This is a genomic window from Enterobacter sp. UPMP701 (assembly GCF_053709515.1).
In genome coordinates this window covers 983646-996603 of sequence record NZ_JBSKJN010000001.1, presented here as the reverse complement: position 1 = coordinate 996603, position 12958 = coordinate 983646, and the positions used below count along the sequence as shown (strand labels likewise).

At 51.5% G+C, this 12958-nt stretch carries 14 protein-coding genes and 2 pseudogenes; 9 read left to right on the top strand and 7 right to left on the bottom strand.

What is annotated here, in order from left to right:
- Positions 1 to 142 precede the first annotated feature (142 nt).
- From ACWKXT_RS04870 to ACWKXT_RS04860, 3 genes are all read right to left on the bottom strand, one after another.
- A complete protein-coding gene (locus ACWKXT_RS04870) occupies positions 143 to 283 on the bottom strand; it encodes an Ecr family regulatory small membrane protein (protein ID WP_454526680.1) in 141 nt (46 codons plus the stop codon).
- A 74-nt stretch (positions 284 to 357) separates the two neighbouring features.
- Positions 358 to 1590, bottom strand: coding sequence for a diguanylate cyclase domain-containing protein (locus ACWKXT_RS04865; RefSeq protein ID WP_454531831.1), 1233 nt, complete (start codon positions 1588 to 1590; stop codon positions 358 to 360).
- A gap of 92 nt (positions 1591 to 1682) precedes the next feature.
- Complete coding sequence (locus ACWKXT_RS04860; RefSeq protein WP_454531830.1) at positions 1683 to 3812, bottom strand: putative bifunctional diguanylate cyclase/phosphodiesterase; 2130 nt, start codon at positions 3810 to 3812, stop codon at positions 1683 to 1685.
- Positions 3813 to 4267: 455 nt separating this feature from the next.
- Between ACWKXT_RS04860 and ACWKXT_RS04855 the strand changes: the two genes are divergently transcribed.
- The 4 genes from ACWKXT_RS04855 (at position 4268) to dbpA (ending at position 8406) form a co-directional block, all read left to right on the top strand.
- A complete protein-coding gene (locus tag ACWKXT_RS04855; protein ID WP_454531829.1) occupies positions 4268 to 5410 on the top strand; it encodes a methyl-accepting chemotaxis protein in 1143 nt (380 codons plus the stop codon).
- 155 nt (positions 5411 to 5565) lie between these two features.
- A complete protein-coding gene (gene zntB, locus ACWKXT_RS04850; protein ID WP_454526684.1) occupies positions 5566 to 6549 on the top strand; it encodes a zinc transporter ZntB in 984 nt (327 codons plus the stop codon).
- A 273-nt stretch (positions 6550 to 6822) separates the two neighbouring features.
- The gene (gene ynaL / locus ACWKXT_RS04845; RefSeq protein WP_119915755.1) at positions 6823 to 7005 is read left to right on the top strand and encodes a proline-rich small protein YnaL; all 183 of its coding nucleotides are present in this window, start codon (positions 6823 to 6825) and stop codon (positions 7003 to 7005) included.
- A gap of 27 nt (positions 7006 to 7032) precedes the next feature.
- Positions 7033 to 8406, top strand: coding sequence for an ATP-dependent RNA helicase DbpA (gene dbpA, locus ACWKXT_RS04840; RefSeq protein WP_454531828.1), 1374 nt, complete (start codon positions 7033 to 7035; stop codon positions 8404 to 8406).
- 42 nt (positions 8407 to 8448) lie between these two features.
- Here dbpA and ttcA read toward each other — a convergent pair whose 3' ends face one another.
- From ttcA to ACWKXT_RS04825, 3 genes and pseudogenes are all read right to left on the bottom strand, one after another.
- Positions 8449 to 9384, bottom strand: a complete 936-nt coding sequence (ttcA, locus tag ACWKXT_RS04835; protein ID WP_406808237.1) for a tRNA 2-thiocytidine(32) synthetase TtcA — start codon at positions 9382 to 9384, stop codon at positions 8449 to 8451.
- A 20-nt stretch (positions 9385 to 9404) separates the two neighbouring features.
- Positions 9405 to 9784, bottom strand: a pseudogene (locus ACWKXT_RS04830) (site-specific integrase); the annotation flags it as partial.
- A gap of 86 nt (positions 9785 to 9870) precedes the next feature.
- Positions 9871 to 10290: a hypothetical protein gene (locus tag ACWKXT_RS04825; protein ID WP_454531827.1), complete on the bottom strand. Its 420-nt coding sequence runs from the start codon at positions 10288 to 10290 to the stop codon at positions 9871 to 9873.
- A gap of 321 nt (positions 10291 to 10611) precedes the next feature.
- On the opposite strand from ACWKXT_RS04825, the pseudogene ACWKXT_RS04820 reads away from it, so the two are divergent.
- The 5 genes and pseudogenes from ACWKXT_RS04820 to ACWKXT_RS04800 all read left to right on the top strand — a co-directional run.
- Positions 10612 to 10695, top strand: a pseudogene (locus tag ACWKXT_RS04820) (lysis protein); the annotation flags it as partial.
- A gap of 817 nt (positions 10696 to 11512) precedes the next feature.
- Entirely contained in the window at positions 11513 to 11857 is a 345-nt protein-coding gene (locus ACWKXT_RS04815) for a DUF1294 domain-containing protein (protein ID WP_454531826.1), read from the top strand.
- A 120-nt stretch (positions 11858 to 11977) separates the two neighbouring features.
- A complete protein-coding gene (locus ACWKXT_RS04810; protein ID WP_217478726.1) occupies positions 11978 to 12175 on the top strand; it encodes a hypothetical protein in 198 nt (65 codons plus the stop codon).
- A gap of 3 nt (positions 12176 to 12178) precedes the next feature.
- Complete coding sequence (locus ACWKXT_RS04805) at positions 12179 to 12601, top strand: GFA family protein (protein ID WP_454531825.1); 423 nt, start codon at positions 12179 to 12181, stop codon at positions 12599 to 12601.
- 68 nt (positions 12602 to 12669) lie between these two features.
- Positions 12670 to 12747 carry a hypothetical protein gene (locus ACWKXT_RS04800; RefSeq protein ID WP_223239581.1) on the top strand — a complete coding sequence of 26 codons (78 nt, stop codon included), beginning with the start codon at positions 12670 to 12672 and terminating at the stop codon, positions 12745 to 12747.
- 64 nt (positions 12748 to 12811) lie between these two features.
- Here the strand turns inward: ACWKXT_RS04800 and ACWKXT_RS04795 are convergent, their stop codons facing one another.
- The gene (locus tag ACWKXT_RS04795; RefSeq protein ID WP_454531824.1) at positions 12812 to 12937 is read right to left on the bottom strand and encodes a hypothetical protein; all 126 of its coding nucleotides are present in this window, start codon (positions 12935 to 12937) and stop codon (positions 12812 to 12814) included.
- Positions 12938 to 12958 lie beyond the last annotated feature (21 nt).

Here is a 12958-nt window from a genome sequence, read left to right as displayed (position 1 = left end):
GTCAGAGAACGGGCGAAATAAGCAAATGATTTAGTGATTCGTTATCAACGTTGTTGGAGGATAACGACGCGTATCTTACGCGGCTGCGGGTTATGCTGATACCTGACAAATACGGTAGGTGAAACAATAAATTAAACGTGCACTACAGCACGTCAAAAGTGGGGTAGAGGCTGTTTTCCAGATATTCAACGAAGTACCAGATCTCACCGCTAAAAATAAACCATAAGCCAAATATAATAAGCAGCAAAATAATTAAGGTGAGTATTATTTCTGTTTTTCCCATTATCGCTACAACCCACCCGTCGTTAATTTACTTAAGCCTGGCATTGTAGCGGGGCTTTTCCCGATACTCCAGTTTCATGCAGCGAGGACTTTATTGCGCCCATCATTTTTAGCGCGATAGAGCGCATCGTCAACGCGTTTAAACAGCTCATCAATACTCTCCGCCGGGTCATGTCGCGCCACGCCAATGCTAACCGTAAACCGCGGTAAGCCCGCTATGGTGATACGGGCAACAGCCGCCCGGACGGATTCGGCAATTTTCAGGGCCGTTTCGAGGGACGTGCGCGGGAGCAGGATAACAAACTCTTCACCGCCCCAACGGAACACCAGGTCATCCTGCCGGCTGCATGCTTCCAGCGTTCGGGAGAGCGCGATAAGCACCTCATCGCCTTTCAGGTGGCCGAAGAGGTCGTTGATGTTTTTAAAATGATCGGTATCTACCAGCAGCAGGCTAAATTGCTGCTGTGCGGAAAGATGGCTGAGGTTGGCCTGGTCGATAACATTGTAGAACTGACGCCGGTTGAGTAAACCCGTCATCGCGTCACGCAACGCAGCATTTTCCAGCTCCTGCTCGAGCCTCTTTTGCTCGGTAATATCATGGATTATGCACAGCATCAGTTTGTCACCGTAGATCTCAATAGGGCCGGCATAGGTCTGGACATGGCGGGTGGAGCCATCGGCAAGGCGGTGGACGAAATTGAGCGGCTTATGTCCGCCGGGCAACGCGGCAATCTCCGTCATGATGGGCATCACATCTCTTCCCAGAGTGTTTATTTCCCAGGTATGTTTGCTGCACATTTCGTCATGCGAATAGCCATAGAAGCTGAGCGCCGCCAGGTTTGCATCGACAATATGCCCGTCGCGGGCATGATCAATTAACAGCATCGGCGCGCTGTTGGTCAGGAAAAAGCGCGCGTAGAATCCCTGTTTTTTTCGCTGGTAGGTTGCGGAGCGGCTGGCCTTCAGGCCTGACGGGGTTTGCGAAGCGATCCCTTCAAAGACGATAAGGTCGCCATATTGTGGGGAGTGGGTGAGAGAGAGGCGACAGCTAAGCGGCGCGTCATGCCCATCGCGGCTAATGGTCCAGATCTCGACAATATCCTGATCGTTTTTCAGCTCAGAAACATACATCGACAGGGCCGTTTGCGCACTTGCAGAATAAGTGCCTTTACGCAGGGCATCCACAGTTTTACTGGCCGACAGCAGTGTCGCGGTCACATTTGCAAAAATGATCTGTTCTGAAACAGGAGAAATAAGCCACACGGGCGTTTTAATTGCATTCAGCGCATCAAAACCATTTTGCGACATAGGGATTTCCTGTTCATCGGCACAATATGCCTGACAATCATGAAAGAATTGACTCGCGTGTACTCCTTTGAAACATACTCTACTTAATCCCGTCAGGCATGATTTTTTTGTGAAATAAATGCGTAATCCGTACGCATTTGACTCATGGATATAATTTGTTTCTCTGAGTTTTTCTGCAGCAGCAGCCACGGAACCTGATCGGCAGGTAAAGGACGGGAGAAAAGGAATCCCTGAAGATAGTCGCAGCCAAGATTGGTCAGGATCGCCTGCTGTTCGTCCGTCTCGATCCCTTCGGCTACCACATTCATCTCCATGGTGCGGGCGATATTAATAATGGTTTCTACCAGCTTGCGGCTTTTTTCATTTTCAGGCATTGAGGCCACAAAACTCTTGTCGATTTTAAGCTCTTTTGCCGGAAGAACGCTCAGCATCAGCAGGTTCGAATAGCCCGTGCCAAAATCATCAATGGAGACGGTGATCCCCGCATGGTTAAAGGTATTGAGTAACTCGATGCTGCGGTCGAGGTTTTTTAGGGCGGTACTCTCCGTCACCTCCAGGACCAGGCGGGAGGGAGAAAGATGATATTTTTCCAGCATCGACGAGACGATATGAAAGATATCCGGCTGCTCGAACTGAACGGGAGAGAGGTTGAACGATAAGGTCCACTGGCTGAAACCCTGTTCAGTCCAGAAATGAAGCTGGCGACACGCGGCTTCGATAGCCCAGTTGCCGACAGGAATAATTAAACCCGTCTGTTCCAGCGTGGGTAAAAACAGCCCCGGCAGCAAAACCCCTTGCTCCGGATGACGCCAGCGCAAAAGGGCCTCAAAACCGTGAATGCTCTTATCTTCCGCATGCCAGGTTGGCTGGTACCACAGTTCAAACTGATCGCGCTCCAGCGCCTGAGAAAGCTCCTGCAGAAAGCCAGGTTTAGCCGGAACCGCCGTTGACATCTCCGGGCGGTAAAATGCCCAGCCGTTGCGTCCGTCTTGTTTAATGTGGTGTAAGGCTGCATCTGCCTTAAATTTCAGCTCGTGCAGTGTTTCGCCATCCTGAGGATAGAGGCTGACACCCGCGCTGAGGGTCGTACTCAGGGTGTGTCCGCAAAGCGAAAGCGGGCGGCGCATATCCGCCAGCAGGGTGGTGAGCAGAGTATTGAGTTTTTCATCGTCACATTCAGGAACCAGCAGGATAAAGGCATCCCCACCCAGCCTGGCCAGCGTCATTTCGCGGGTAAGCCGGGACGTGATGCGCTGGGCAATGGTGATCAACAGTTCATCGCCGACGCTATGGCCCCAGGTGTCGTTAACGCGCCTGAAGTGGTCGACATTGAGGAAAATCACGGCGAAGGGTTTCTTACTCAGCATTGCGCTGCGCAGACAATCCTGCATACGCATATCCATCTGGTGACGGTTGGCGAGGCCGGTGAGGGCGTCAAAGCGTGCCTGAAGCTCAAGCTGGCGGTTGAGCTGACGCAAATTGTCCGTCAGCCTGGTGGTGCGCCAGTGCGAATCAATAAGCGATATAATTAACATCACGCCGAGCAGGGTAAGCGTGGTGACGGATACCCAGATGGATAATCCCAGTTCGCTGACCCCGCCGGGAAGCGTACGTGCCGTTTCATGGAAATGCGCAGCACTCATGCCCGTATAGTGCATCGCACAGATGGCGGCGCTCATGACGAAAGCGGCGAGAATGCGATTAACAAAAACCCCTTTGTGCTTATCCCTGAGACGGAAAGCCAGCCACAGCGCCACGCCGGAGGCGACGACGGCAATCAAAACCGACACACCCACAGTGCGCCGATCCCAGATGATGCTATCTTTCAGCATCAACGCGGCCATGCCGATATAGTGCATGGAGACCACGCCAGCGCTGAGAATGAGCGTGGCGAACAACAGCCGAAAGAGAGAGAAGTGTTTGCCCGTGACGGCAATGTTAATGGCCGTGGTGGAGGCAACCACCGCCACACCGAGAGACGCAAGGGTTAGCCACAGGTCGTAACTCATTATCATGGGCATTTGCATCGACAGCATGCCAATGAAGTGCATGGACCAGATCCCGATGCCCAACGTTACGCCTCCGGCAATGCGCCAGAACAGAGCCGCCTTTCGGCCGGAAAGGGGGATTTTCCCGGCGCTGTCCAGCGCTACAAAGGAGGCAATAAACGCCACCAGATAAGAGACAGCGATTAAGACAGGGTCCCACGATATATTGAGCATTATGCAATCCCACCTGTGAGAGTGTTACCGGTTTCGCCTGCCGGCACATCTTTATCTGGCAATGAACATGCGCGTTCAATCATATTAGTTATTTATCGTGAAAAATGATCGGTGATACAAAACATCAAACTCGTGCAGAATATAAAATATATTCCTTTTATTAGCGTATTAAGCACAGCTAAACATAGACGAATAATTATAGCAAAGCGCCTTAAATATGAGGGCGTTCGTATCGTCTCTGCGTGGATGATGGTATCGTTTCAGGTGGTTTCGGACCAGTGGCACAGCATGTGGCATAGAACATTTCTTCTAATACACTCTTTTCACCTAACTTAAGTTAAATATCAGGTAGCTAACAGCGAAACGAGAAACCAGCGCAGTATGTGAGGACAAATTCAAAGTCGAATGCTATAAGTCTTAATGCCGACCAAAAATATAAAGCCGTGGATAAAATCATGCTAAAAAATATTAGTGTCAGAACCTTCATTGCCTGGTTCCTTTTATGCGTTTTTTTGGTGAATGCGGGTGTGGTTGTTCTATTTAACAGCAATTCGTCTCTCTTTATTTCGATTAATCTGGTTAATTTCGTCGCGCTATTATTGCTCTGGGGTTATATGACAAAGTATCTTGTGACGCCGATCAATACTGTGAAAAAAAGTATTGAAGAAGTGACCGCAGGCAATCTTGGTGTCGCAATCCCAGAATTTGGCAATAACTGCGCGGGGCGCTTAATCCCCGGGATTAATAGTCTTTCCAGCAACATCGCTACGCTGGTGCGTGAGATCAGGTCGTCATCCCAAAACGCCATGACCTTATCGGATCAACTCTCTTCCCGCAGCGCCCAGCTCTCGGTGAAAACCGAGCAGCAGTCTGCGTCCCTGGTGCAAACTGCAGCCAGCATGGAGCAGATGGCCGCAAGCACCCGAAACAATGCCGATAACACCCGGCTGGCGAGCGAGCAGGCAAATGTTGCGACGTTGCAGGCGCGGAAGGGCGGCGAGCTGATGGGGCAGGTTGCCACCAATATGCAATCCATCACCGAATGCGCTCAGCAGATGACGGAAATCATCTCTCTGATCGACGGCATTGCATTCCAGACCAACATCCTGGCGCTGAACGCCGCGGTTGAAGCTGCGCGGGCAGGCGATCACGGAAAAGGCTTTTCTGTGGTTGCGGAGGAGGTGCGAAACCTGGCGCACCGGAGCGCGGAGGCCGCGAAAAATATCAAAACGCTGATTGAAGTCACCAGCAGTAATGTTACCCAGGGGGCCAGCGTGGTGTCGGAAGCGGAAAAGAATATGCATGAAATTGTGACCGGTTCCGGGAATGTCAGCCGGTTGATGGATGAGATTTCTACCTCGACCGCAGAGCAGGAGAAGGGGATTTCGCAAATCACGCTGGCGCTGTCCGAACTGGAGCGGGTCACGCAAAGCAATGTGGCAATGGCGGAGGAACTTAACGGTTCGTCTGATGTGCTGCGCAATCAGGTGATTGAACTGCAGGCGCGGACCCGCAACTTCAGGCTGAACCAGGGCGCGCCTCAGCCACCATTGCCCGGCCCGGCCACCTTCCTTCAGCGACCTGAGCACTCGCTCTGAGTGCGACCTGAAGCCTGGCATGCCAGGCTTTTTTTCGTATCTGAAACAATATGTACAATTCCTGAGCGATTTCATCGCGATGCGAGACATAGTTGTTGCTTAACCCCTGACGGAAGCTAGACTGACATCGAAAGAGCAAAAGAGGGGTAGGCGCTGTGGAAAGCATTAAAGGATCTGAACTTAACGTTCCTGACGCAGTTTTTGCGTGGGTGCTGGATGGCCGCGGCGGTGCCAGGCCGCTGGAAGATAATGATGTTATTGATAAAGATCATCCTTGCTGGCTCCATCTGAACTACACCCACCCGGACAGCGCCGACTGGCTGGCCTCGACCCCGCTCCTGCCTAACAACGTGCGCGACGCGCTGGCGGGCGAAAGTCTGCGGCCCCGCGTAAGCAGAATGGGGGACGGTACGCTTATCACCCTGCGCTGTATCAACGGCAGCACGGATGAACGTCCCGATCAGCTGGTTGCGATGCGCGTCTACATGGACGATGGGCTGATTGTTTCCACCCGCCAGCGTAAAGTTCTGGCGCTGGATGACATAGTGAACGATCTCAAAGAGGGGACCGGGCCGGTTGACTGCGGCAGCTGGCTGGTGGACGTCTGTGACGCCCTGACCGATCATGCGAGCGAGTTTATTGAAGAACTGCACGATAAAATTATCGACCTGGAAGATAACCTGCTCGATCAGCAGATCCCGCCGCGCGGCTTTCTGGCGTTATTGCGCAAGCAGCTGATCGTAATGCGTCGCTATATGACGCCGCAACGGGATGTGTATGCCCGTCTGGCCAGCGAAAGGCTCAGCTGGATGAATGACGATCAGCGCCGCAGAATGCAGGATATTGCTGACAGGCTTGGGCGTGGGCTGGATGAGATCGATTCCTGTATCGCCCGAACGGCGGTGATGGCGGATGAAATCGCGCAGGTGATGCAGGAGTCGCTGGCGAGAAGAACCTACACGATGTCCCTGATGGCGATGGTCTTTTTACCCAGCACATTTCTGACAGGGCTTTTTGGTGTCAATCTGGGCGGTATTCCCGGCGGTGCCTACCGATACGGCTTCACCGCGTTTTGCGTCATGTTAGTTGTTTTGATTGGTGGTGTTGCATGGTGGTTGCATCGTAGTAAATGGCTGTAAATTTACGCTTTTTTCACCTTTTTCGAGGATTAAAACGCTCTTTTAATTGAGCGAAGTCAATAAACATCTACCCCGTAAGGTGCAATATTACTCCCGCAGGTGAATGCAACGTCAAGCGATGGGCGTTGCGCTCCATATTGTCTTACTTCCTTTTTTGAATTACTGCATAGCACAATTGATTCGTACGACGCCGACTTTATAGTCGGCTTTTTTTTGCCTCCTGTTTCTGAGCGTCTACCCTAAAAGGGACGACAGCAAACCCTGGAGGGAAAGATGAGCATTTTACTCGCTCTGCTACTGCAACAATCGCGTCAGTCCGATCCTGTCCCCACCGATCCCGTGCCGATGCCCGATCCCATTCCGCGTCCGCAGCCGATGCCAGACCCGCCGCCGGATGAAGAACCGATTAAATTGTCGCATCGAACCCCGAGATCTGCGAGGATACGCGCCATCTGACCGTAACGATCACCACGAGAGACTATTGTGACCGCTTTTTCTACCCTGAATGTTCTGCCTGCCGCCCAGCTCGACAATCTCAACGAGTTGGGATACCTCACGATGACGCCTGTACAGGCGGCCGCTTTGCCCGCCATTCTTGAGGGCCGTGACGTACGTGTGCAGGCTAAAACGGGCAGCGGGAAAACGGCCGCTTTCGGTCTTGGTCTGCTACAGCATATTGACGCGTCACTGTTTCAGACCCAGTCACTGGTCCTGTGCCCGACTCGCGAGCTGGCAGACCAGGTCGCGGGCGAACTGCGTCGCCTGGCGCGCTTTCTGCCCAACACCAAAATTTTAACCCTTTGTGGCGGACAGCCATTCGGTGCGCAGCGTGATTCACTTCAGCATGCGCCGCACATTATTGTTGCGACGCCTGGCCGTCTGCTGGATCACCTGCAAAAAGGCACCGTATCACTGGATGTATTAAGCACGCTGGTGATGGATGAGGCGGATCGGATGCTGGATATGGGCTTCAGCGATGCGATTGATGAGGTAATCCGCTTCGCGCCGGTCGATCGTCAGACGCTGCTGTTCTCTGCGACCTGGCCGGAAGCCATTGCCGCAATCAGCGGTCGCGTGCAGAAAAAACCGCTCACGATCGAGATTGACAGCGTTGATGCTCTACCCGCCATTGAACAGCAATTCTTTGAAACGTCGCAGCAGGGAAAAATCCCGCTCCTGCAGAAATTGCTGAGCCAGCATCAGCCTGCGTCCTGCGTAGTGTTCTGTAATACCAAAAAAGACTGCCAGGCCGTGTGTGACGCTCTGAATGCCGCAGGGCAGAGCGCGCTGTCGCTGCATGGCGATCTGGAACAACGCGATCGCGACCAGACGCTGGTGCGCTTCGCTAACGGCAGCGCGCGCGTGCTGGTGGCGACCGATGTGGCCGCGCGCGGCCTGGACATCAAATCCCTTGAGCTGGTGGTGAACTTTGAGCTGGCATGGGATCCCGAAGTGCATGTCCACCGTATTGGTCGCACTGCTCGCGCCGGGAATAGCGGGCTGGCCATCAGCTTCTGCGCGCCGGAAGAGGCGCAGCGCGCCAATATTCTCGCTGAAATGTTGCAGATCAAACTGAACTGGGTGAGTGCGCCGGGCAGCGTCAAGCTCGTGCCGCTGGAGGCCGAAATGGCGACGCTGTGCATCGATGGCGGCAAAAAAGCCAAGATGCGTCCGGGTGATGTGTTAGGGGCGCTGACCGGGGATATCGGTCTGGACGGGGCAGATATCGGGAAGATTGCGGTGCATCCGGCACATGTTTATGTGGCCGTTCGCCAGACGGTTGCACATAAGGCATGGAAACAGCTGCAAAACGGCAAGATTAAAGGCAAAACCTGCCGCGTTCGTCTGCTGAAATAAGACACAAAGCGTCTCAGAATGCTTTTCTGAGACGCTATCCGCTTATTTCACTTCGAGCACGTTCAGACGTAACTCTTCAAACTGATTGTCATCCTCTTCCGGCTGCCAGCCCGCTGGCTGCATAGGGATCTCTTCCCTGTCAAACGCCAGATCGCCGCCATTGACCACTTCGGAATCATGGTTGATGCCTTTGAAGTCGAACAGCTCAACGTCTGCGAGGTGTGAAGGGACCACGTTTTGCATCGCGCTGAACATGGTCTCAATACGACCCGGATAACGTTTATCCCAGTCACGCAGCATGTCGCCAATAACCTGACGCTGCAGGTTTGGCTGAGAGCCGCACAGGTTGCATGGAATGATCGGGAAGCCTTTTGCCTGAGAAAAGCGCTCAATGTCTTTTTCGCGACAGTAGGCGAGAGGGCGGATCACAATGTGCTTGCCGTCATCGCTCATCAGTTTAGGCGGCATGCCTTTCATCTTGCCGCCGTAGAACATGTTCAGGAACAGCGTTTGCAGGATATCGTCGCGGTGATGGCCCAGCGCAATTTTAGTCGCGCCCAGCTCCGTCGCGGTACGATACAGAATGCCACGGCGCAGACGGGAGCAAAGTGAGCAGGTGGTTTTCCCTTCCGGGATCTTCTCTTTCACGATGCCGTAGGTGTTTTCTTCGACGATTTTGTACTCAACGCCCAGCTGTTCCAGGTATTCCGGCAGAATGTGCTCCGGGAAGCCCGGCTGTTTCTGGTCAAGGTTGACCGCCACCAGCGAAAAATTCACCGGTGCGCTTTGCTGAAGATTACGCAGGATCTCCAGCATGGTGTAGCTGTCTTTACCCCCTGACAGGCAAACCATGATGCGGTCGCCTTCTTCAATCATGTTGAAGTCCGCAATGGCCTCGCCCACGTTACGGCGCAGGCGCTTTTGCAGTTTGTTCAGGTTGTATTGCTCTTTCTTTGTATTTGATTGATTTTCTTGCATTTATTACTACCTTCGGAGCCAGTAGCGGCGAAAGACGGGTTAGCGCCAGCAAATAAAAGCCAGCAGGCAAAAGTATGCCGCGTATGGTACGGATTCCGGCGGCGAATACCAGCACGTTTTACAGCTGCGTTAAATCTGGAGCTGATACTCGATAAAGAGTAGTAGGCTTTCTATTTATCCTTGCGCTTCCTGGGCATGAAAACAAATCGCAGGTTTTGATATTCCATCGCACCATACTCACGGTGATGAAAAACATCTCGGTTTTGGGCTGTAACGAAGTCAGCGTACGCTGTGCCTTCAAGGCCTCTAGTTCTGGCTCTAATAGCGTGATAACTCGATCACCTGCATCGGTTTTTGGTGGGACGAAAATCCCTGGCGCATTAAGGTTGCGCTGTATATGAGCCGTAACCGCATTCTGGCGTCGCGCCGTGCTGTCATTGGAAGGGCATCATAGAGCCTGGTATAACGCGGTTTTTTTGCTTTTAATCACAACGGATGGTGAATACCAAACACCTCCTCAACCGTCATATGAGACGCAACAGCGACTGCCTCTACGGCTTGATAAAAGGTGCAGCCCATCTCGCGAGTGTTAGGTATAATTTGCTCTATCGCGTTGGCGCTGGTTAGACATGCTTCTAATGGATGGCGTATACAATACCGCACGATCAATTCCTGGCCGGCGTAGTCCAGTTCGGCCATATGCGTAAAATTACTTGTTAGCGCAAAGCTGTGATATTCAAGCTTTTGCCTGAAAAGTACGGAATCAACTTCGCACTCTTTTAACGTCTTGTTAGTTACCATTTTAGCAAGATCGGCCATAGCAGCCGGAAGGTTGAGCAGCGAACAGCCATACTCTGAGAGTTGCACCTCGTAGCAAGCAAATTTATCAGCATATTCGCGCTTCATTCGCTTTTCTGAGCTGGAGAATAGGTTGGTTATAAAACGTATCATTGGCGACCCTACCATTAGTGTTTAAAACATTTTCCTGGCCAATATCGAATATGATAGCGTTTTGAACAACCATATGCCGTCCTGGCACCACTAATTAGGATTTTTGCCAATTAATGAAAAAACAGTAAGCACTGTTTCAATTCAGCCCTTTTATATCGCCGGGGCTTTTTCGTTTCAGGATCTGGGAACCATCATCGACATACCTTCTTGTTACATCGTCCAGAGGCTTGACCCATTTCAAACACACAGCACCCGCTATTAACGCGAGGTGAAAGTATGTATCGCATGGACAAAAATACCATCGGTGCTGCATACGGCGCTTCAGTCGGTAGCATCCTAAATGGCATGCTGTATGCCTACAGATGAAACCGTCGAACTCTCTAATGCTGCTGGACGAAACTTCAGTGTATTAAGTGACCCGCCACCCAATTTACGGTGAATCTCCCCGCTAGCGCATAACGCCATGGGGATCCCTACGAGAGGATCGCCCATGAAGCTTTTAAGGGGATAACTGGCACCCAAGAGCAGTGATGCAGTCATGATACACCTCCGATCAGTCTATAGGACGTCGATTCAGCGATTGATAAAGGCGTAAATATAAAGCCTCGCTAAAGCAATGCGAACGTCCATCCATAGAGTAACGGGAAAAATAAGTGACGACTCGCCAGTTATGGAGGTTTAGTATCCATGGAAGAAGTAGCGAATCTTAAGGCCGATAAACTTCAACACTGGCCAGACATAATGCTGGATTAAATATAGGGCAGGTGGAACAACCAATGTCGCACCAGTTGCGCAAATTGCGTATACCGCCGAGTTCTTTGCGATTAATGCGTAATTTAGGTTAAGTGTTTCAAAATTAATTGCACTGGCTGTACTCGAACCTACAAATCCAGAGACAAAAACAACCGCGAACACATAAAATGATGCTGCTATGAGCTTTAAAATTAGCCGAATGGATTTCACGTTGAGCACCTGCTGAATAAGTCCACCTTTTTTACACAAAAACAACGTGTTTAGCCAGCTTATGGAATGCGGTGATCTAAAGAGTGGTCCGATCTTTATACCCCTCATCTTCCCTGACTGTCGCCGTGTTTAATTCAGGCATTCTTTAATATAAAATCTTCGACAAGACATAAATGCTTTCACGACATGCACTTACACTTCCACGACTGACCCTATGACATTGAATCGCTTTTGTTTTGTCCTTCTGCTCTTCGCTGCGATTGGCAGCCTTTTTTCCTCGTATCCCTTTGCCATGTGGTTTCTGCTGATCAATATGCTGACGATAGCGATTTATGGCGTCGATAAAACGGCAGCACGAAAAGGGATGCGCAGGGTACCGGAAATCACTTTACTGGCGTTTGGCGCGGTGGGAGGGTGGCCAGGCGCCATTCTGGGTCAACAGCTCTTTCGCCATAAAACGCAGAAGCAGCCGTTCAAAACCTGGTTTTACGTCAGTGTCGTCCTGAGCAGCTCAGCCATGGGGGCGCTGTATCATTTCTGTCCCTTTATTCTTTTTTGAGCATCATCAGGAACGCACAAACTGACCGTTGACCTCAGGTTTACCAGAGCTTCTGAGAGGTGCTGACGCTGCGTCATTAAAATACCTGCTACGCTTGTTTGTTGTATCTGGAGCATGAGTATGAAGAACAAAGACGAACAAACAGGATTAGTGGGGCTGGCGATTGGTGCCGCTGTCATTGGGCTGGTTTCATCGCAGAAACCGATCGATCGCGACAGCATTGTCAACGAACTGGTCAGGCTGGGCAGGCAAAAAGGCGATGGTGTAGAAGATGAGGTTTTCCTTAAGGCCGCCGAGCTGGTGAAAAAAGGGGTATAACCGATGGCTGACATTCGTCAGGCTCAGTGCCATTGTGGTGCGGTAGTATTTACCGTCGCACTCACTGACGGCTTTAATACCGCGCGGCGCTGCAGCTGCTCATTTTGTCGTATGCGGGGCGCCGTGGCGGTCTCTGCACCGTTATCGGGTATTACTGTGACGCGAGGTGAAGATAAGCTTACGGAGTACCGTTTTAATACGGGGACGGCGCGGCATTACTTCTGCTCGGTCTGCGGGATTTACACGTTCCATCAGCGTCGTTCAAACCCGAATGAATACGGCGTGAATGTCGCCTGTTTTGAAAACGTGTCGCCGTTTGACTTCCCCGAAGTGACGGTGATGGACGGCGTGAACCATCCGACGGATGGTGAAAGTGGCATATTTGGCTATCTCTCGTTTCGCAAAAAAGAGACCAATAAAGGCTAATTACCGCCTGGCCTTTTTTTTGTCAGCCTGGCTATAGTGGGAAGTGGGTTTCTAAAACAGGAGAAATTATGCTCTGTGTTGAAAAAGACGATCCGCGTGAGGCCCCCGAATCAGGGGATAAAAAACCTCAACCTGTGAAAAAGTAATGCTCGCAATGAGTATGACCGCCACCGGCACTGCTGGTGGCTTTTTGTTTTCTGAGGCTCACTGTCAATGACGATCCAGATGGTTCAACAGCGTGCCGAGATGCCCAACGATATCGCGAAAATCAAAGATCAACGCCATCCACAAGCACGCTAAAAGTGTCAGAATGGTGACGGATATACGACCAAACAACGCTGTTATCCTTAATGAAGA

What these genes read in the sequence shown, in the direction of transcription:
- ACWKXT_RS04870 (WP_454526680.1), bottom strand. Translation starts at nt 283, where the DNA reads ATGGGAAAAACAGAAATAATACTCACCTTAATTATTTTGCTGCTTATT.
- ACWKXT_RS04865 (WP_454531831.1), bottom strand. Translation starts at nt 1,590, where the DNA reads ATGTCGCAAAATGGTTTTGATGCGCTGAATGCAATTAAAACGCCCGTG.
- ACWKXT_RS04860 (WP_454531830.1), bottom strand. Translation starts at nt 3,812, where the DNA reads ATGCTCAATATATCGTGGGACCCTGTCTTAATCGCTGTCTCTTATCTG.
- ACWKXT_RS04855 (WP_454531829.1), top strand. Translation starts at nt 4,268, where the DNA reads ATGCTAAAAAATATTAGTGTCAGAACCTTCATTGCCTGGTTCCTTTTA.
- ynaL (WP_119915755.1), top strand. Translation starts at nt 6,823, where the DNA reads ATGAGCATTTTACTCGCTCTGCTACTGCAACAATCGCGTCAGTCCGAT.
- ttcA (WP_406808237.1), bottom strand. Translation starts at nt 9,384, where the DNA reads ATGCAAGAAAATCAATCAAATACAAAGAAAGAGCAATACAACCTGAAC.
- ACWKXT_RS04825 (WP_454531827.1), bottom strand. Translation starts at nt 10,290, where the DNA reads ATGAAGCGCGAATATGCTGATAAATTTGCTTGCTACGAGGTGCAACTC.
- ACWKXT_RS04815 (WP_454531826.1), top strand. Translation starts at nt 11,513, where the DNA reads ATGACATTGAATCGCTTTTGTTTTGTCCTTCTGCTCTTCGCTGCGATT.
- ACWKXT_RS04810 (WP_217478726.1), top strand. Translation starts at nt 11,978, where the DNA reads ATGAAGAACAAAGACGAACAAACAGGATTAGTGGGGCTGGCGATTGGT.
- ACWKXT_RS04805 (WP_454531825.1), top strand. Translation starts at nt 12,179, where the DNA reads ATGGCTGACATTCGTCAGGCTCAGTGCCATTGTGGTGCGGTAGTATTT.
- ACWKXT_RS04800 (WP_223239581.1), top strand. Translation starts at nt 12,670, where the DNA reads ATGCTCTGTGTTGAAAAAGACGATCCGCGTGAGGCCCCCGAATCAGGG.